Consider the following 19,338-nt stretch of genomic DNA (forward strand, 5'->3'; position numbering starts at 1 on the left):
GTATACAGAGCCGGCCAAGCGTACTTGGCCCGTGTGTGGCGACATCGGGGTGTCAGCGGCGGGCCGGCACGGGGTCTGGTTCTGCTGCCGTTACTGGCAGCGGTTCCTGCTCGGCGAGGCGGTTTTGGCGGCGCTCCAGGGCCACGGCCAGGGCGCCCAAGGTGACGTTCACCACCAGGAACCCCAAGGCGGCAACAAACTGCGCCTGCAGCAGCGACCGGGTGTAGTACTGGCCGATGACGGTGGTCGACCTCAGCAGTTCCATGTAACCGCCGAGCACAAAGGCCAGCGCCGTTCCTTTGAAGAGGATGATGAGCTGGCTCACCAGGGCGGGACTCATGGACCTCAGGGCCTGCGGAAGCAGGACCAGGCGCAGCGTGCCGACCTGGGAGAAACCCAGCGCGAGGGAGGCCTCGGCCTGTCCCGGTGGCAGCGCGAGGATCCCGGATCGCAGCAGGTCACCGATGACGGCCCCGCTGTAGAGGGTCAGTGCGATTACCAGGAACCAGAAATCCCCGAGTTTAAGGCCATAGTTGGGCAACACCAGCGACGTGAAGTAGAGCAGCAGGAGCAGGGGGATGCTGCTGAAGACGTCCGTGTAGACCCGGCAGGTCCTGCGGATCAGGGTGTGGGTGGAGACCAGCCCGAACGCCAGGAGGCACCCGGTGATCATGGACAGCACCATGCCGACCGCTGCGGCCGCAATGTTGTTCCACAGGCCTTGGCCGAGAAGCGCCCAGAGCCCCGGCTCGGCGAACGGAGCCCACGCCGCAGCGCTCAGCTCGCCTTTGTCGTAGAGGACCCTGAAGACCAGATAGGCGCCGGCGGTCACGATGACGGCGGTGAAGATTTCCAGTAGCAGGTGGCGGCGTTTGCCGCGCGGACCGGCCGGGTCAAAAAGCGATACGGTACTCATCGGCTGAACGCCACCTTCTGATCGACTGCGGATACGAGCCGGCCGATGACCAGCCCGATAACGAGGTAGCAGACGGCGGCCCCGCCGAAGATAATGAACGGTTGTGCCTCATCCACCGCGATCTTGTCCGAGAGGAACGTCAGTTCGGATACCCCCACCAGGGCAGCGACCGATGTGTTCTTGACCATGGTGATGAAGACGTTGCCCAGCGGTCTGGTGACCGTGGCGAAGGCCTGCGGGAGGACGATGAGCTTCAGGGACGCCATTGGCCCGAAGCCCAGGGCGCGCCCGGCTTCAAGCTCGCCGCGGTCTACGGTGTTCAAGCCCGAACGCAGGGTTTCGGCCACGAACGGCGCCGTGTAGAGCACCAAGACGATCGCGGCCGAGGCGTAGAGCGAGTACTGGATGGCCAGGACCGGGAGGCCGAAGACAAACAGCACCATTTGTACGGGAAGCGGCACGTTCCGGAAGATCAGCACGTAGGCCGAGGAGACCGCCCGGGCCGTCCTGACGGGGCTGGTCCGTAGTGCAGCGAGCAGCGTCCCCAGGATCATCGAACCGGTGGCGCCCAGGAGAACGAGTCCCAGAGTCACCAGCACGCCCTGACCGAAATCGACGAGATGATTGACAAGGAATGACATAAGCCGATCCCTACAGGGTTACTTTGGGCGGGGTAACGTCGCCGGGCTTGACCTTGCCGATCGTGGAGTCGTAGGCCTTCTTCCAGTCCCCGTCCGCGATGGCCTTGTTCAGAAGCTGATCAAGGTAGTCATGGAATGCTGCATCGTCTTTCGCGGAACCGATGGCAAATTCCTCGGCATCGGCCAGATGGCCGTCCGCGATGCGGTAGGCGTCCGGATTCTGGGACTGGACACCGAGCAGGATGGCCTCGGTGGTGGTCACCGCATCGACCCTCTTGTCCTTCAGTGCCTGTGCGCATTCACTGTAGGTGCTGAACAGGACCACGTTGGCCGCGGGCACGGCCTCACCGATCAGCTGGGCAGCGCGGGCGCCGGTGGTGGAACACACGGTTTTGCCCTGGAGATCCTCGGGTTTGTTTACTGAGCTGTCGTCCTTGCGGACCAGCAAGGCCACGTTGCTCTCGAGGTAAGGTCCGGCGAAACTGACGACTTTCTTCCGCTCTTCCGTCACGGCGTAGGAGGCGATCACGACGTCGACCTTGTTCTGCTGCAGGAACGCTTCGCGGTTTTTGGTGACCGCTTCCACGAACTCGACATTGTCTGCACTGCCGGTGAGGTCCTTGGCCAGGATTCTGGCCATCTCAATGTCCAGGCCTTCCATCTTGCCGGTGACTGGATTTTTCACGCCAAAGAGCGGCTGGTCGAATTTGACCCCGACGATGACTTTGCCGCGTTTCTGGATCTTGTCCATCGTGCTGTTGGCCGGGAAGTTCTGGGCGGGCTGGCTGTCGGCGGCCGGGGCGGTGCCGGCGCAGGCTGTGGTGCCCAGGATCAGGGCGCCGGCGATGGCCAGTGCGGGCAGGAAGTGCTGGCGTTTCATGGTTACTCCTTAAGGTGGGTGCGTCTTTGCACAGGCGCTGTTAGTGGACCGAGGAGAGGAAGGCTTTGGCCCGGTCGCTGGAAGGGGAGGTGAAGAATGTTTCAGGCTCGGCAATTTCGACGATGGCTCCGGCGGCCATGAAGACGATCCGGTCGGCGAAAGCACGGGCGAAGGACATCTCGTGGGTCACGACGATCATCGTCGTGCCGCTCTGCGCCAGGTTCCGCATGGTTGCCAGAACCTCGCGGGTGGATTCCGGGTCGAGCGCGGACGTGGGTTCATCAAAGAGCAGGACCTTGGGTTCCATGGCCAGTGCACGGGCGATGGCTGCGCGCTGTTTCTGGCCTCCGGAAAGCTGGGACGGCCGGCTGTGTGCCTTGTCGGCGATGCCCACCATGGCCAGCAGCTCGAGGGCCCGGGTCTCTGCCGCCTGCTTGTTCAGGCCCAGGATCTTCCGTGGAGCGAGGGTGATGTTCTCGAGGATGGTCTTGTGCGAGAAGAGGTTAAAGGACTGGAAGACCATCCCCACCTCGGTACGGAACTTGTACAGGTCCCTGCCCTCGACAGGCTGTTCGTGGCCGTCGATGAGGATGTGACCCTCGTCGATGGCTTCCAGCCGGTTGATGCACCGGCACAGCGTCGATTTGCCCGACCCTGACGGGCCCAGTATGACGACCACCTCGCCACGGCGCACCGACAAATCAATGCCGGTCAGGGCCTGCATGCTGCCGAAGCGCTTGCCGACCCCGCGGAACTCAACGACGGTGTCCGTCTCTGTGATCGCTGTCATGATCTATCTCCTTTGATGGAATACGACTGTATACAGTGAAGTACAGTGTTGCATAGTGGCCGCAATCACGGCAAGTCTTGGGAGTCTCCGGTGGGTGCTCACGCCTGCACCCGCCCCGGCAACGGATACGAGAGCCAGCGGCGCCGCGGGCAATACTGGCATGCCAGGGGGACACGGACGGCTGGTACTCCGCGGAAGAAGGTTTAGCGGGAGAGCCGCTGGGGAATCTTAGTAGGAGGCCGATTTCCGCAGCAGGTCGAGCCTGATCATGCGGGCTGTCTCCATGTGTTCGCGCGCGGTGTTCCGCGCACCGGTTTCGTCGCCGGCGGTGATGGCCGCGACCAGCTTCGCGTGCTCGGCCAGGGCCTCATCCCAACGCTTTCCTACCGACAGAGTCGAGTGGGGGGTGCGAATCAGGTGGGTGGAAAGCCGCTGCAGGAGATCCTGGAGGACCGGATTATGCGCGGCCGCCCAGACAGCGGCGTGAAACTCCAGGTTCGTCGACGCCCGGGTCTGGTCATCCGGACCCGAAAGCGCGCGATCACGCTCCACCAGGCCTTCGAGCTGCATTATGTCAGTGATGCCGCGGGACAGGGCTGCCTGCCCGGCCGCCTCCTGTTCCAAAAGAATCCGCACGTCGTATACCTGGATGACCTCCTGCGGGGTCGCCTGATGGACTTGCAGACCGCGGGCGCCACGGTCCAGAAGCCGGTCGTGCTGGAGACGGCGAAGAGCTTCGCGTACCGGAGTGCGGGAGACGCCGAAGCGTTCCCCCAGGGTAACCTCCCGTAATGGAGTCGCCGGAGGAATTGCGCCGCCCAGGATTTCAGAGCGCAGCTGGGCATAGATCGAATCTCCGTCGTGCCGCATCGGTGCAGAACCAGTTGACACAGCATTCCTTCCACAGAGGCAACTTCGGATGGGAGACTTGTCCTGCTACTCGATCCCGCCAGGTTTCACAGACCTGAAGTCGTCGCCCGGGCACCTATTGTATTCACACGGACACGGCGGTGTCCAAGATGTGGCGTCCTTCCCCATCCTGGATGGTGCTTAGTCAGGCCGACGGTCCCACGCCGGGTCCGGCGTGGGACTTCGGAAACTAATCACCGTTGTACCCGGGCACGGCCGGCCCGAAACGCCGTCCCCTCGAAGCACAGCCCTTCTAGAACAGCAAAGCGATGCCCCGTTCCCGGGTTGCCGGGGGCGGGGCGTCGCTTGGTTAATCGGCGATTCGCGAGTTCAGGGTTTCAAGGGTTTGAACAACCCGGCTCGTCACCAGTGGTGGGCAACGTCGATGACGAGCCGTGTGCCCGAGCCCGGTCCGGCGAGGGTGAAGACCTTGTACGGCAGCCGGGCGCGGACGCCGAGTCCAAGGGTGGTGTAGCCCTCGAAGCTGCCTGCCCAGGCCACCTGCCTGAAGGTCTGGTATCCGGATACGTTAGTCACCTCTGACCGGTTGGCCGGAATGAATGTGGCCTTCCCGGTGACGTTGTCGTAGGCCGGTGAATGGACGGTGACCTGAAGGAACGCGCCGCCCCTCAGCTTGACGGGCAGGCCGGAGCCGTCCTGGACCACCTTGGAGACGTAGCGGACGTTGTAGCCTCCCGCTTTCCCCTTAATATCGATCACCATCCGGTCGAAGCAGTAATGCTGCCCCGTCCGAACGTTGGTTACTGCTGCGGTGCTCATGGCCTGGTTGGTTTTTGCCAACGAGCCCCAGACGAGTCCGCAATACGAGGCCGCGGAGGCGGACCCCGGAACAAGAAGGCCTAGTCCGACAGCCATAAGGATAGCTGTCAGCCAAGCATAGATTTTTTTCATTTTGGCCACCCCCTCGAGTGATTGGATAGCTCAAGCGTAGGAGTGCCGGAACCCCAAAACGAGGGTTGTATCCGGTTCGGGGCGGAACCGTTAGTCTCCTCGGCAACCGATTACGGGAACGTGATTCCAGGCTCGGAATTGGGGCGTTTGAGAGCTGTTCGTGCCGCTACCTCCATATTCCTGTTACCGCTGATAACGGCCGATATCAGCGGAAGCGGAAGCAGTATTTTCCGGCCGGTCCGCCACGTCCGGCAGATCGGCTGTGCGGGCGGAAAGGGCACAAAAAAGCGAGGCGCCAGCTTCCCTGTTGGGCTGCCGGCGTCTCGCGTTGCTTTGCTATGAAGAGCGCGCGCCTAAGGGCAGTATTAGCCTTCGCAGTCGCGGCAGTACTTCATGCCGTTCTTTTCGCGTGCGACCTGGGACCGGTGACGGACCAGGAAGCAGGAGGAGCACGTGAATTCATCGGACTGCTCGGGAACAACAATGACCGTCAGTTCTTCGCCGGAGAGATCTGCGCCCGGAAGGTCAATGCCTTCAGCGGTGTCGTTCTCGTCGACGTCGATAACAGCGGTCTGGGCGCCGCCGCCGCGGGACGCCTGAAGGGCCTCCAGCGATTCGGAGGGAGACTCTTCTTCTGTCTTGCGTGGGGCGTCGTAATCGGTAGCCATGTGGTTGTTCACTTTCGTTGCTGCGCAGCGCCATTTCAGGCACCTCAGTGAAGCAGTTTAGGTCATTATGCAGCAAATGGAAGACTAGTGTGTGCGACGCGACATCTATCGCCGATGTGAGGCTATTCCGCGGCCGCCCGCACGGCGGTTTCATGGGCCCTGCGGGCGTGGTCCCCGGACACGGCAACGCCGCTCAGGGCAGGCAGCCAGGCCCAGCGCGTCACCTCGCGCAGGGCGTCGGTGGCTTGCTCCGCGGTGCTGGGCTGGGCGGGGAACAACGCGTCAACGATGCTGTCGCGGATCCTGGCCATGGCTTCAAAGGTCATGCTGCCAAGCTAGGCACCCATTGTTGTGGAAACGTTTCGGCGGAGTCTCCGCGGGGTAAATCCCTGGGGCCGGATGGAAAACCGGGAGTCATCAGGCTGAGCTTGCCTCGATACTGGCGGGCCGCCGTCGACGGTTCTAGCCTAGAGATGGACTCGGCTCTGCCCGCCCAGCCCAACACCGGAACCCACTGCGGAGGCACCAGATGGCCACGAAACTGAACCGCAAGGCATTGGAACTCGCCCGCGAGCTCGTAAAACAGGGGAAGGTGCAGCAGGACATCCGCGATGACTGGAGCGAACACGCGCCGTCCACCGATGATGAAAACGCGTTCATCGACAAGCACGGGTTTGCTGAATTCTCGAAGTGGCACCTCGGCATTGACAAGGAACAATCCGAGGGGACCAAGGGAAGCGTCAGCTTTCCGTTCGGCGACTTCAAGAAGGTCCACCGCTGCGCGATCATTTCGCTCGAGAGTCGTGCGGCGCAGCATGATCACGAGGACATCCGCAAAGCGGCAAAGGATCTGCTGGAGGAAATCGACGCGGAGTAGCTTCCGCTTGCATGTTCAGGCCAGCTTCCGTTTCCCCCTCCAGGAGGAGGGGGAAAGACAGGTTCGAGCCCACTCCCTCCCCCAGCGCGGCGGCCCACTCGCCTCCTCATCCATCAACGGCCATGTCCCTTACCCAATGACCGGAATCTGGACACCCGAGGCGAGTTCCGCCGTCGTGCGTTGAAGAACGTCACTCACAACGCAACCTCATAATTATTTACGCCCGCCAGGTCGCGGCCGGCGATGTAACCGAACGTCAGCGCCGGGCCAAGGTTGATGCCGCCCGCCGGGTAGTGGCCACCCATGACGTTGGCTTGGTCATTGCCTGCGACGTACAGACCGTCGATGGGCTCGCCGTCGTTGTTGAGCGCCCGGCCAAGGCCGTCGGTGTCCAGGCCCGCGAACGTCCCGAAGCTGCCCGGCACTACGCGCACCGCATAGAACGGGCCCTTCTCGATAGGCCCCAGCGAGGGGTTGGGCTGGTTGCCGGCGTCGCCGCCGTAGCGGTTGAAGGCCGTCTCGCCACGGCCGAAATCAGGATCGACGCCGGAACGGGCGTGCGTGTTGAACGTCGCCACGGTTTCGCGCAGCCCGGCAGGATCGACGCCGCATTTCCTCGCCAGTTCCTCCAGCGTCTGCCCCTTGATCAGGTATCCGGAGCGCAGGTACGGGAAGAGCGGAACTGGCAGCGGCTTGGCCATGCCCAGCGGGAACTTGCGAACAAACCGGCTGTCAGCGATCTGCCAGGACTCCACGGTTTCACCCTCGGGCGTTGCTGCCAGAAGCGCCTCGACGTAGTCGTGGTAGCCGTTGGCCTCGTTCACGAACCGCTTCCCGTCTGCGCGGACGCCGATGCTGCCCGGCTTGGCGCGGTCCATGATGTGCGGGAACACGCCGGTCCTGCCGTTGCCGTATGGCACCAGCGACACCGGGCACCACGCCGCCGCCGACTTCACTGTTTTGAACCGGGCTCCCACGGCCTGGGCCAGGTTGATGCCATCACCGGTGGTCTCCCCCGGAGCGAGGGTCCAGTGCTCCCGGCCGGTAGGCGTTTTGGGGAACAGCTCCTTGCGCCGCTGCACGTTGTTGGGGAAGCCGCCCGAGGCGAGCACGACGCCGCGGGCAGTGTTGATCTGCAGCTCACCTTCAGAAGAATGTACGACGGCGCCCGTCACCTTTCCCCTCTCATCGGTAAGCAACGCTGTGGCACGCGTGGAGACGCGCAGATCGACGCCAAGATCGTCCGCGGATTTCATGAGCCTGCCGGTCAGGGCCGTGCCGTTGACCAGCTGCATGTTGCGGCGATGCATCAGCAAATCCAGCAGGTGGAAGCCGAAGCGCCAGCCCGCGTGGAAGATTCCGTGGAGATTGCCTTGCGACGCCGAAAGGAATTTGGAAAGGTCCGGTCCGGCCATGATGCCCATGCCCAGGAAGGAGGTTTCGTAGAGCTGGTGGCGCATTTTGGCTCGCAGGCCGGGCTTGATGTTGCGTGCATTGAAAGGCTTCGGGCCCACGGAGCGGTTGCCTCTTCCGGCGCCGGGAAGCTTGCCGTAAATGTCGTTGATCCGGCTGCCGGGGACAAACTGCAGGGAGGTCTTTTTGTGGAAGAAGTCCACCATGTGCGGAGCGGATTCGAGAAACGCGTCCACCTTTTCGGCTTGGTAGTCATCGCCAAGGACCTCGCGGAGATAGGTTCGGAACGTTTCCTTGTCCTCGTTGACGCCTTCCGCCTTCGCCAACGGGTTGCCCGGCGCCCAGGCCCAACCGCCGGACCACGATGTTGCGCCGCCGCAGACTGGAGCCTTCTCCACGACGATGACTTTCAGTCCGTGATAGGCCGCGGTCACAGCTGCGGACAGGCCGCCAGCGCCGGAGCCTACTACCAGGACATCGCAGTCCAGGATCCGGCGGGGGCTTGCAGTGGTGTTCAATTCTCGCTCCAACTAAGTGTTGTGGTGTCCTGGACGGCGCTGTTCAGGGTGGAATCGGCGGCTGCCTTGAGGTGTCTGGCCCACGCCAGTTCGCCCATGGCCGCCACCCGGCTGTCCGAGGGCGTTTCGACGCTGATGGGGGTACCCTCCGGGAACGCCGAGATCAAGGCTGCGAGATCAAAGTCGCCTTCCCCTGGAACACCGCGCTCTGAACGGGACTCGGCCACGAGTCCGTCCCTGTTGGCAGGTGCATTCGCCGGGCCGTCGCAGAGTTGGACCAATGGAACGACGTCCGCGGCTGCTCCCAGTTCCGCCAAGGTGCCGCCGAAACGGTTGAAGTGGAGGGCATCCACAACCACCTTGCAGCCGGCTCGGCGGGCCAACAAGGCTGCTTGGGGAATCGAGCGGACGGCTTGGTAGGCGATTGGCTCCAGCGCAGGCATGATGCCGTAAGCCTTGCCGTCCTGGGTCATCTGCGCGAGGTGGTCCCCGAATCTGTCCATGTCCGGATCCGAGCAAGCGACTGTCAGTGTGGAAGCCCCCAGCGCTTGGCCGGCCTCCATCATCTGCAACCAGGCGTTGCGTTGATCCTTGCCGTTCTGCAGGCCCGTTCCATCCAGGAGCAGGAACTCGATGTCTTCAACCGTGATTCCTGTGTCCTCCATTCTCACCAAGGTTTCCTGGAGCATGGGCGACCCCGGCTGGAGGTTGTAGGGCCGCTCCATTGCCGTGACGGGCCTGACCCGTGCACCGATGAAATCGAAGCGGGCCTCCGCTGCGATGGTGACCAGGTCCGGCGGCGCTGTGCCCACGAGGCATAGCTGTGCGAGGCCTAGGCGTCGGGCTTGTGCTGTCACTTGCGGGCTCCGTTCGGGGTGGGGTTGTTGCTGGCGTTCGTGACGGGGGCCAATGCGGCTGCGATCCTTTGCGCTGCGTCGTAGCCACTCTTAACGGCGTTGGACACGATGGCGGGATTCTGATCGACGACGCTTCCCGCAAGTGCCACGGGAAAGCCGGCTTCGCGGCCCAGTTCGGCCTCGCGCTCGGTGAGCGTGGGCGTTGCGTCAAGTGGCAGCAGCGAACGCGAGACCAACAGATCACCGGGCGCATCGATCCATTCGTCTGCAAGTCCCGTCCGGCTGACCCGTACCCGGCCGCCGTCGAATTCCTCGATGGTGCTGGACAGGAAGATCCGCACCCGCGGGTTTGACTCCAGCCGCGGCACGGCAAGAATCTTGGCACGGCGCCCGGACTCCGGAGCCAACGCTGCCTGCGGACCGACGATCAAGACAGCCGTGCCTTTGGCCGCGAGGGTGTCAGCCACGGACATGGCCACCGAATCTGCGCCCCAGATCGTCACGGCGGTCGGCACGGACGGTGACGTCCCGGCGTCGAGGATCTCCGGATGGGCCGCGAGCCAGTCCCGAATGTCGCTGACGCTCGGTGAGTCACCGCCTTCGACATCAGGGAAGTCGAACTCCATCGCCGGCCGGCGCCCACCGGTGGCAATCACCACGGCGTCGGCGCCGAAATCTCGGGCCAGCCTGCCGGCGTCGGACGTGTCAATGTGCGCTCCGACGCGGACCTCCACGCCCAAGCGGGCGTTTTCCGAACCCGACCAATCGGCGAAACGGTGGAAGTCCGGCGTGGACTTCATGCGTTCGGCGAGGGTGAACTGCCCACCGGGCCGCGCGCCGTCGTCGATCAACGTCACGCGGGCACCGGCCTCGGCGAGTTCGCGGGCGGCGGTGAGGCCCGCAGGTCCGGCACCGACCACCAGCACGCTGGAGTCGGAGCGGACGGTGGGCGTGGGCACGGTCACGCGGGAGCGGCCGACGGCAGGGTTGACGGTGCAGGTGACCTGGCCGAGGCCGAGGTTGTCGATGCAGACATTGCACGCGATGCAGGGACGGTAGCGTTCGCCGCGCAGCACGCCGCCCACGAACGCCGGATCGGCGTGGATGGCGCGGGCCAGGCTGACGAAATCGCAGGTTCCTTCGCTGAGGACTTCCTCAATGACCTGCGGGCTGTTGAGGCGCCCGGCCATGCCCAGCGGAAGTCCGAACTGGCGGTAGGCCTTGGCGTAGTCGGACAGGACTCCGGGCTTCCACTCCCCCGACTGCACAATCCATTCGCCGGCGTCGTAACTGCCTGCGGAAAGGTCCAGGAAGTCGAGCTTGTCCAAGTCGGCCTTGGCGACGATGGCCACTTGCTGCTCGGCGTTGATGCCATCGGCGGGGCCTTCCACCACGGAAACGCGCATGCCCAGGATCGTGTCCGGCACGGCCTCGCGGACGGCGTCGATCACGAGGTTCATGAACAACTCCGGCGCTGCGAACTCGTCCGTGCGGTGGTTGGAAATCGGCGACATGAACTGGTGAATCAGGTACCCGTGGGCGCCGTGCAGGTTGATGACGTCGAAGCCGGCTGCCACTGCGCGGCGAGCCGCCTGCGCGTAAGCCTCCACGAGTTCGTAGCACTCGGCGGCGGTGAGTTCCTGTGGAACTTCACCACCCGCCGTCGCGCATGACACCGGCGATGGCGCCACATTCCTGAGTCCGGACACCGAGGACTGCGCGGTGCGGCCGCCGTGATTAAGTTCGACGGCGGCAAGCGCGCCTTCGGCGTGCAGGGCATCGGTGAGGCGGCGGAGACCGGGAATCATGTCATCCGTATGCAGGCCCAGTTGGTGGGTGCGGCCTTTGCCGTCGGCCCGTATATAAGTGGCTTCGGTGGTCACCATGCCGAGGCCGGCCTTGGCCCTGGTCACCAGGTAGTCGATGTATTGCTCGGTGATGTAACCGTCCGTGGTGCCGTAATTGCGCTCCATCGGCGCCGAGGCGAGGCGGTTGCGTAGCGTCTTCGGGATCCGGCCGTTGCGGCCAAGGGTCAGGGGGCGCTCCGCGAAGCGTGAGTTGGCAACCATCGCTTAACCTGCCACCTTCTGGCCCACCCGCAGTTCCGGGATGCTCGTATGAGCGGCGTGGACCGGCGCGAAGCGAACGGGCTCGCCGGTGCGGGAGGACTCATAGACGGCCAGCAGGATCCGCAGGGACTTGAGTGCGTCCTTGCCCGTGATGGCAGGTTCGGTTCCGGTCTCCAAGGCACGGACAAAGTCCTTGACCTGAAGGGTGTGGAATGGAACCAGCTGGCCGTTGATGGCAGACAGATCGACGTTGGGCTCCGCCCCTTCCGGGTGGACAGGCTCGACGACGATCTTCTCGCCTACCGCCCACAGGTCCAGGCGGCCATCGCTTCCTTCAGGGAATTCCGTGAGGGAAGCCGAGGCTCCCGTTTCCCCCGTGATGCGGAGCTGGATGCCGAGGTTTGGCGATACCGCGGTGGAGGCCTCAAGCGTAGCCATGGCCCCGGACGTAAAAGTGATCACCGCCGTCGCGGAATCCTCTACCTCTATGTAGTCGCCGTGGCGGTAGGTGTTGACCTTGCCGTAGACCTCGGCCACGTCACCCAGGTACCACTGCAGAAGGTCGATCTGGTGGACGGCTTGGGACATCAGGACCCCGCCGCCGTCGTTCTCCCAGGTCCCGCGCCAGGCGTCGCGGTTGTAGTACTCAGGTGCCCGGTGCAGCATGACCGAGCACTGGGCCAATATGGCACGGCCCAGCGTGCCGTCGTCGATCGCGGCGCGGATCTTCTGCGAGGCGGGCCAGAAGCGGCGCTGGAACAGCACCCCGAGTTGGACTCCGGCTCCCTCGCACGCGGCCACCATGCGTTCGGCGGATTCCAGCTTTGTGGCGATGGGCTTCTCGCAGAGGGCATGGACGCCGGCTGCTGCCGCTTTCAGGACTACTTCTTCGTGCGTCGGATGCGGCGTGCAGACGGAGACGATGTCCAGGTCCAGGGTTAGGAGTTCATCCACGGTAGTCACTGCGTTGGGCACGGCCCACGCTTCAGCCGCGGCCAGTGCGCGGTCTGGATCCACGTCGCAGACTCCGACGATCTGGACGTTCTCCAGAGCACGGAACGCCGCCAGGTGGTTGCGGGAAATGGCGCCGCAACCCGCGATTCCAACGCGGAAGGTGCGGGGCGCTGCTGCTGACGAGGTCATGGGGTATCCAACTTTCGAGGCATTGGGTCGTTGTTTCGTGTGGTCCTGGCTGGGCGGCAGGTGGGTGCCGCCCAGCCTTCGGTGGCTAGCGCCGCGGCTTTCCCAGTTCTTCGAGGGGAACGTTGTAGGTCTCGCGGGCCGTCATGATGGCGATAGCCGAGGCCACCAGGCAAAGGATGGTGAAGCCGGCCACCGGCATCCAGCCGTCGTGTCCGGGCTGTGCAAGAAGCGTTGCGATGGCGGGTGCGAAGCCAGCCAGGATCAGACCGATCTGGCTACCGATCGCCATACCGGAATAGCGGACCGCCGCCGGGAACATCTCGGGGAAGAAGACCGTCCACACGCCATTCCAGCAGGAGTAGAAGACGGTCATGTTCAGGAAGCCGAAGAGGAATATCAGTGCGATGTTGTGCTCGCTGATGGCCCAGAAGTAACCGATGGTGGTCGCGGCGCAACCAACGGCTCCGACCAGGAGGACTTTCTTGCGGCCGATCCGGTCGGAGATGACGCCTGCCATGGGAATGGTGACCATGGACAGGCCGACCGTCACGGCGTTGACGGTGAGCATCAGAGTGCGGTCAATGCCGATTGCGGGGCCGGTGGCGTACGCCAGTGCGTAGACCGTGAAGGTGGTTTGCATGACGGAGAACAGCATGACCACGCCGACCCGCAGTACGTCGCGCCACTGGGTCTTGAGGACCACGGCCGCCGGGACGGACTTGGGCTTACCGTCTTCGACGATTTCTTCGAAGACAGGCGGCTCGTCCAGCCGCGTGCGGATCCAGTACGCCACGGCGAGGACCACTACGGAGAGCCAGAATGGCACGCGCCAACCCCAGCTGAGGAGTTGATCTTCCGGAAGTGCGGCGAGGGGGATGAAGACGATGGTGGACAGCACCATTCCGGAGGCGTACCCGGTCATCACAAAGCTCGTGAAGAAGGCGCGGCGGCCCTCGGGTGAGTGCTCCATGGTGAGGGTTGATGCCCCGGCGGACTCAGCGCCTGCGGAGAATCCCTGGGCCAGGCGGCCTACCAGCAGAAGCGCTGTCGCCCAGTAGCCCATCTGCCCGTAGGTCGGCAGGAAACCGATGCCGATGGAAGCGACGCCCATGATGACCAGCGTGATCATGAGTGCCTGCTTTCGGCCGATCCTGTCGCCGAAGTGGCTCATGACGACGCCACCGAGGGGCCTGGCCAAGTAGCCGACGCCGAACGTCGCCATGGCTCCGAGGAGCGCGACCACGGGATCTCCGCCAGGGAAAAAGACCTTCGGGAAGATCAGCGCGGCAGCGGTGCCGTAGATGAAGAAGTCGTAGTACTCCAGGGTGGACCCCAGGAAGGAGGCGAGCGCCGCCTTCCTGGGCATTTTGACGTGTTCCCCCGGCGCTGCCGGGTTGTGAACATCCGAGGGCGAGTGCTGCTGCACGGGTCCCATACTGTCTCCTCATTGAGTGCGCCGGTGGTGGCACCGCCATGGTGCCTTGCCCGGCCAAGAATTGGGGTGAGTTGTTATCGCCAGCCAGTGCTTTGTTGTGCAGCCCATTCGGCAGTCGTTGATGACGACTGCGGGATGTGTGCTCCAGATCACAAGCGATCTTTCCTCTGAAAACGACTGTAGGGCTGCCGTCACACAGCGCGGGGAAACTTCCCGTTCAACGGGACGATGTGCTTTCCAGCCACGGGCGGGAGCCATACGGACGGCGCTCAGCACCCATGGTCCGTGATAGGCCGCGTCCCGCGGCCACCAATACCGGGAGGATGACCTGGGGGTCCTCGTGCAGGGTGGGAAGCACGACGGCAATCGCACCGATCACAGTGTTGCCCTCGCCGAAAACCGGGACTGCATAGGCGGTGTTCTCCGGCACCAGCACTCCGGCCATGCGGACGTAGCCGCGCTCGCGGATCAGGGCCAGATGCGCCCGGATCCGCACCGGATCGGTTTCCGTGGCGGCCGTGGTTTTCTCCAGCGGTCCGGTGAGGAAGCGCTCCTGCACGGCGCGGGGCATGTGCGCCATCATGGCCATGCCCGGCGTCGTGTTGTGGATGCCGAGCCTGCCGGCCACGGCGGCGAGATTGGTTGCGGTGCCGTGCTGGTCCAGCTGCTCGAGGTACAGCACCGTGCCGGATTCGACGTCGGGGATCGCAAGCGCGACCTGCTCGCGGACGGCGGCGTGGACGCCTTCCAGGAACGGCAGGCCGCGGCGGCGGAACTCTTCGAGGGGGTTACTCCGGGACGCCAGTTCCCACATCTTCATCCCGACGCCGAACTCCCCGGCCTCGTTGCGCTCCAGTAGCCCGCTCACGGCCAAATCCGTGGCCAGACGATGCACTGTGCTGCTGGACATTCCGGTGATCCGGACCATCTCCCGCAAGGGAAGCCACGGTTGGCCCTTGGAAAAGGCCTCCATGATCTTCACGACCCGCTCGATGACGGATTCCCCCGACGCCGAGTTTGCCATGATGCCTCCATCGAACTTCCGGAGCCCGGCCTTCCCGGCCCCAAAACCCAATATAGCCTTGCACTGAACACCAGGACCGTGCAGCTGGGACATGCAGGCCGGACCCCGAGAACCTAGGAGCGAAAGTGGAACTGCGGCAGATTGAGGCCTTCCTGGCCGTGGCCGAAGAGTTGCACTTCGGGCGGGCGGCAGAGCGGCTCAGGATAGCGCAGTCACCCCTGAGCCAGACCATCCGGAAGCTCGAAAGGGACCTGGGCGCGCCGCTGTTTGAACGCAACACCCGGTCCGTCACCCTGACCACGGCGGGGCACTCATTGCTGCCGCACGCCCGGAAGATCCTCGAAGAAGTCGACCTGGCGCGCAGATCGATCCAGGCGGAAAGCGGAACGGTCTACGGGAAGCTCGCCATCGGCTTTTCCGGCGCTCTGAACCACACCACTCTTCCAGCCCTGACGCGGGCACTGCGCCAGCACTACCCCCAGCTCGACGTGTCCCTGCATGGCGGTTTGCTCACCCAGGAAGCCCTGCAACAACTGATCCACGGCGCATTGGACCTTGCCTTCATCGGCCTGCCCATCGACGCACCCACGCTGGCCACCCGCAGAATCGCCACTGAGCGCCTTGGAGCTACCGTGCCGGCAGACCACCGGCTTGCCGGGAGGGAATCGGTGGAGGTAGCGGAGTTAGCCGGGGATCCATTCGTCACCATGCCCGCGGCTCAGGGTTCCACCCTCCGGGAGGTCACGTTCGCCGCCTGTGCTGCCGCCGGATTCCGACCAAGGATCAGCCAGGAAGTCGCAGATCCCTACACCGCGCTTTCACTGGTTGCCGGCGGGATCGGCATCAGCCTCATGCCGGAATCCATCGAAGGAATCATGCCCGCAGGCACGGTCTTTCTGCCACTGTCCGGGGATGAAGTCCTGCTCTTTTCGGGGCTCGCCTGGAACCCCGGCGCAATGTCCCCGGCCCTGCTGGCGGCCCTTAACCTGGCCGAAGAGGTGCTGCCCACGCCCGCGGAGTGATCCGACTATGTGCAATTTTCACATAGTCGATGACGTATTAAGTATTGGACAAGTCCTAATTCGTTGCCCAGCATTGAGGAAAGCCCAACCACCCACTCAATGAAGAGGACAACTCCATGCCCACTTTCGCCGTCACCTACGCGTACTCCTACTCCAGTTCCGCCGAGCGGGACGTGGCCCGGCCCGGGCACGTCGAATTTCTTAAGGCCCAATTCGAGACCGGCCGGCTCCTCAAGAGCGGCCCCTTCGGCTCCGAGGAAGCTCCCGGCGCCCTGCTGATCATCGCCGGGGATTCCAAGGCGGATGTCGAGTCGCTCATGGACCAGGACCCGTTCCAGCAGGCAGGCCTCATCGAGGAACGCACAGTGCGCCAGTGGAACATCTTCTTTGGCGTCGACGCTGGCCGGACCGCCGTGAACACAGTGCAGAACTGAGGCCCGGGATGCTGTCCGCGCTCACGGCTTCGAAAGAGATCATCGACTTCCAGGAATCAGCTGAACCCGCCCTCGAATCAGGGCACGCCCTGGTCCGGATCCACAACGTCACGCTTTGCGGCACCGACCTCCACATTTGGGAGGACGACTACCCCACAGAGCTGCCCATCATCCAAGGCCACGAGTTCTCCGGCATCGTCGAGGCCATAGGCCCAAACCAAGCCGTAGCCCCCGGCGAAGCCCGCATCAATATAGGCGACAGGGTTGCCGTCAACCCCATGATCTACTGCGGTGCATGCCAACCCTGCCTCACGGGCAGGTACAACGTCTGCCAAAACGTCGGCTGCCTCGGTTGCTACTCGGACGGAGCACTCGTGGAGCTGATAACAGTTCCGCTGGACAAACTGTGTCCCGTGCCCGACGAACTGCCCCTGGACATCGCCGCCATGGGAGAGCCCACATCCATCGCCATCCAGGCAGTCAACCGCGGCCGGCCCGTTGCCGGTGAAGTTGCGCTGGTGCTGGGAAGTGGACCCATCGGTCTGCTCGCCACGCTTTACCTGACGGAGTTGGGCGTCCACGTGGTATGCGCCGATAGGGAGCAGCACCGCTTGGATCTCGCCGTCCAATTCGGAGCTGCCGACACCTTGCTGGTGACGCCAGGCGGCGATTTCCCTGACGCCGAACAGGTGCCTCGGCTGGACGCGCTGACTGGCGGCTACGGTCCGCAGCTGGTCATCGAAGCCACGGGCGTGCCGTCCTCCCTTGAGAACGCCATCAGGCTTGTTGCCAGCGCCGGGAGGATCGTCCAAGTCGGCATCTCCCCGCGCCAAGCCTCCGTCTCCATGAAAGACATCCCCTATAAGGAACTGGACTTGATGGGAAGCCGCATGAGCCTGAACCTCATCCCGGACGGACTGGCATTGCTGGCACGCCACCCGGAACAGGCCCGGGCTCTCATGACCCACCGCTTCGCGTTCGCAGACCTTCAACAGGCGTTCCGACTGATGCAGGGGCGCACGGAGAAGATCGGCAAGATCCTCATCCAGATGCCCGCAGGAAGCGTCGCATGAGTACCTCAATCCTCACTCGACCCGAAAAGCTCGCCAGCGAGTACGACGTCGTGGTTATCGGCAGCGGGGCCGCAGGTCTGGTTGCTGCGGTCCGCGCCGCCGATGCCGGCCTGAGCGTCCTTGTCGTCGAAAAGGCCGCCCTTCTGGGCGGGACGACAGCCGCCGGTGGCGGCGTGATGTGGGCGCCGAACAACCACCTCGCCAAAGCCGCGGGGTACCAGGACAGCCATGCCGACGGCGTTGCCTACCTTTCAGAGGCGGCCGGCCACGTGATGGCGGCTGAGGAAATCGACTGGTACGTGGGCATTGCGCCCCGGGCCGTGGACTACCTCAACCGCAACACCAAAGTGTCCATGACTCCGATCGCCCGCCCGGACTATCACATGGAGTGGAAAGGTTCCGCGAACGGCGGCCGGGGCTTGGACAACAACGCTTTCGATCCCCAGGACTACCCGGGGTTGTCGGAACTGATCCGGCAGTCCTCCTACTTCCCGCTGCTCACCATGACCGAGCGGGACGAACTCAACGGCCGCGCCGCAGACCCGTCGCTCCTGGAGCATCGGGCTTCCACCGGGATACGGACCATGGGAGGAGCGCTGGTCGGGAGCCTGCTTGCGAGCGCCCTGGACCGCGATGTGCAGATCGCGGCATCTACTCCCGTGGAGGAGCTGCAGCCCGCCGATGCCGGATGGAAGGTGAGCCTTGGCGGTGCCGCGGCCGGCGCGCACGTGGCCGCGACCGCCGTCGTACTGGCCTCCGGCGGGTTCGAATGGAATTCGAGGCTCCGCAACGCTTTCCTGCCTTTCCCGGTGACGCCGATCAGTGCGCCGTCGAACGAGGGCGACGGTTTGGAGCTCGGGCTGAAGGCCGGCGCGGCTGTGGAGGACATGTCAGCCGTGTGGGGCGTTCCGGTGATTTCGACGGCGGCCCATCAGTACGACGGGCAGCGGTCCGGCCGGATGGGCAACGTCGAAATGACGCTGCCCGGCTCGATCACGGTGAACAGCGACGGGAAGCGCTTCGTGAACGAGGCCCTTAACTATCACGATGCCAGCAGGGTCTTCGCCTCCATCAACCCGCACACCGGCAGGCAACAGAACAGTCCCGCGTGGCTGGTTTTCGACTCCCATTACCTGGCCAAGTACCCGGTGGCGGGGTCGACGCCGGGTAAGCCCGCTGAGTGGATGGCGTCCGCTCCTAGTGTCGAGCTCTTGGCTTCGGAGGCGGGCATCAACCCGGCCGGGCTGGTTTCGACTGTCACAAAGTTCAACGCGGATGCGGCCCTTGGCATGGACACGGAGTTCGGGCGGGGCGCAACACCGCAGGACCGGTTCCTCGGTGACGCCGGAAACACGCCAAACCCCTGCCTGGCACCGCTGGCTGCAGGACCGTTCTACGCCGTTCCCATCCACGCCGGCGTACTGGGGACTTCGGGCGGGCTGGCCACGGACTTCAACGGCCGCGTGCTGGATCGCCGCCAGCAACCCATCCCGGGACTCTACGCCGCCGGCAACGTCTCGGCCGGCGTCTTCCGCAACAACTACCCGGGCGGCGGCGCCACCCTCGGCTCGGCGATCACTCGGGCCTTCGCGGTTGGCGAGGATCTGGCGGCCCGGCTGTCGCCGACAAGCTGAAAAGGTGACGAAACGCCCGACGGTAACTGCCCCTATGGGGCGCTTAGATCACTAAACGACACGCTCCGGACTAAAAGCGAAGGTAAGCGCCACGTTCAATCCCCCGAAGGATTCGAACCGGGG

The 19,338-nt window shown here is 64.2% G+C and carries 19 protein-coding genes; 5 read left to right on the forward strand and 14 right to left on the reverse strand.

Features of this window, described 5'->3' with window-relative positions; genetic code table 11:
- Positions 1–52 precede the first annotated feature (52 nt).
- The 8 genes from AC1D14_RS20165 to AC1D14_RS20200 form a co-directional block, all read right to left on the reverse strand.
- Complete coding sequence (locus AC1D14_RS20165) at positions 53–916, reverse strand: amino acid ABC transporter permease (RefSeq protein ID WP_476969087.1); 864 nt, start codon at positions 914–916, stop codon at positions 53–55.
- Complete coding sequence (locus AC1D14_RS20170) at positions 913–1,557, reverse strand: amino acid ABC transporter permease (RefSeq protein ID WP_230119766.1); 645 nt, start codon at positions 1,555–1,557, stop codon at positions 913–915. Before AC1D14_RS20170 ends, AC1D14_RS20165 begins: the two co-directional genes overlap by 4 nt.
- Positions 1,558–1,567: 10 nt before the next feature.
- Complete coding sequence (locus tag AC1D14_RS20175; RefSeq protein WP_230119765.1) at positions 1,568–2,437, reverse strand: glutamate ABC transporter substrate-binding protein; 870 nt, start codon at positions 2,435–2,437, stop codon at positions 1,568–1,570.
- A 40-nt stretch (positions 2,438–2,477) separates the two neighbouring features.
- Positions 2,478–3,227 carry an amino acid ABC transporter ATP-binding protein gene (locus AC1D14_RS20180; RefSeq protein WP_476969088.1) on the reverse strand — a complete coding sequence of 250 codons (750 nt, stop codon included), beginning with the start codon at positions 3,225–3,227 and terminating at the stop codon, positions 2,478–2,480.
- A gap of 228 nt (positions 3,228–3,455) precedes the next feature.
- Complete coding sequence (locus AC1D14_RS20185; protein WP_476882374.1) at positions 3,456–4,118, reverse strand: GntR family transcriptional regulator; 663 nt, start codon at positions 4,116–4,118, stop codon at positions 3,456–3,458.
- Between the two features lie 381 nt (positions 4,119–4,499).
- Positions 4,500–5,048, reverse strand: coding sequence for an AMIN-like domain-containing (lipo)protein (locus AC1D14_RS20190; RefSeq protein ID WP_230119762.1), 549 nt, complete (start codon positions 5,046–5,048; stop codon positions 4,500–4,502).
- A gap of 365 nt (positions 5,049–5,413) precedes the next feature.
- Entirely contained in the window at positions 5,414–5,716 is a 303-nt protein-coding gene (locus AC1D14_RS20195; RefSeq protein WP_056627517.1) for a DUF4193 domain-containing protein, read from the reverse strand.
- 122 nt (positions 5,717–5,838) lie between these two features.
- Complete coding sequence (locus AC1D14_RS20200; RefSeq protein ID WP_476882372.1) at positions 5,839–6,042, reverse strand: hypothetical protein; 204 nt, start codon at positions 6,040–6,042, stop codon at positions 5,839–5,841.
- A gap of 203 nt (positions 6,043–6,245) precedes the next feature.
- Here AC1D14_RS20200 and AC1D14_RS20205 point away from each other — a divergent pair, with 203 nt between their 5' ends.
- Positions 6,246–6,593, forward strand: a complete 348-nt coding sequence (locus tag AC1D14_RS20205; protein WP_476877623.1) for a hypothetical protein — start codon at positions 6,246–6,248, stop codon at positions 6,591–6,593.
- Positions 6,594–6,787: 194 nt separating this feature from the next.
- On the opposite strand, the gene AC1D14_RS20210 is transcribed toward AC1D14_RS20205, so the two are convergent.
- The 6 genes from AC1D14_RS20210 to AC1D14_RS20235 form a co-directional block, all read right to left on the reverse strand.
- On the reverse strand, positions 6,788–8,524 hold the full coding sequence (locus AC1D14_RS20210; RefSeq protein WP_476882371.1) for an FAD-dependent oxidoreductase: 1,737 nt from the start codon (positions 8,522–8,524) through the stop codon (positions 6,788–6,790).
- Positions 8,521–9,381 (reverse strand): sugar phosphate isomerase/epimerase family protein, encoded by an 861-nt coding sequence (locus AC1D14_RS20215; protein ID WP_230119758.1) that lies wholly within the window; start codon positions 9,379–9,381, stop codon positions 8,521–8,523. The genes AC1D14_RS20210 and AC1D14_RS20215 overlap by 4 nt, the downstream gene beginning before the upstream one ends.
- Positions 9,378–11,450: an FAD-dependent oxidoreductase gene (locus AC1D14_RS20220; protein ID WP_476882370.1), complete on the reverse strand. Its 2,073-nt coding sequence runs from the start codon at positions 11,448–11,450 to the stop codon at positions 9,378–9,380. Before AC1D14_RS20220 ends, AC1D14_RS20215 begins: the two co-directional genes overlap by 4 nt.
- Before the next feature lie 3 nt (positions 11,451–11,453).
- Positions 11,454–12,593: a Gfo/Idh/MocA family protein gene (locus AC1D14_RS20225; protein ID WP_476969089.1), complete on the reverse strand. Its 1,140-nt coding sequence runs from the start codon at positions 12,591–12,593 to the stop codon at positions 11,454–11,456.
- A gap of 85 nt (positions 12,594–12,678) precedes the next feature.
- Positions 12,679–14,028: an MFS transporter gene (locus AC1D14_RS20230; protein ID WP_476969090.1), complete on the reverse strand. Its 1,350-nt coding sequence runs from the start codon at positions 14,026–14,028 to the stop codon at positions 12,679–12,681.
- A gap of 217 nt (positions 14,029–14,245) precedes the next feature.
- Positions 14,246–15,052: an IclR family transcriptional regulator gene (locus tag AC1D14_RS20235; RefSeq protein WP_230119754.1), complete on the reverse strand. Its 807-nt coding sequence runs from the start codon at positions 15,050–15,052 to the stop codon at positions 14,246–14,248.
- A 125-nt stretch (positions 15,053–15,177) separates the two neighbouring features.
- Here AC1D14_RS20235 and AC1D14_RS20240 point away from each other — a divergent pair, with 125 nt between their 5' ends.
- The 4 genes from AC1D14_RS20240 (at position 15,178) to AC1D14_RS20255 (ending at position 19,215) form a co-directional block, all read left to right on the forward strand.
- A complete protein-coding gene (locus tag AC1D14_RS20240) occupies positions 15,178–16,074 on the forward strand; it encodes a LysR family transcriptional regulator (RefSeq protein WP_230119753.1) in 897 nt (298 codons plus the stop codon).
- A gap of 116 nt (positions 16,075–16,190) precedes the next feature.
- The gene (locus tag AC1D14_RS20245) at positions 16,191–16,508 is read left to right on the forward strand and encodes a YciI family protein (RefSeq protein ID WP_476882368.1); all 318 of its coding nucleotides are present in this window, start codon (positions 16,191–16,193) and stop codon (positions 16,506–16,508) included.
- A gap of 8 nt (positions 16,509–16,516) precedes the next feature.
- A complete protein-coding gene (locus AC1D14_RS20250; RefSeq protein ID WP_476969091.1) occupies positions 16,517–17,581 on the forward strand; it encodes an alcohol dehydrogenase catalytic domain-containing protein in 1,065 nt (354 codons plus the stop codon).
- Positions 17,578–19,215 carry an FAD-dependent oxidoreductase gene (locus tag AC1D14_RS20255; RefSeq protein ID WP_476969092.1) on the forward strand — a complete coding sequence of 546 codons (1,638 nt, stop codon included), beginning with the start codon at positions 17,578–17,580 and terminating at the stop codon, positions 19,213–19,215. The genes AC1D14_RS20250 and AC1D14_RS20255 overlap by 4 nt, the downstream gene beginning before the upstream one ends.
- Positions 19,216–19,338: the final 123 nt, after the last annotated feature.

Source organism: Arthrobacter sp. P1_B11 (assembly GCF_056406715.1).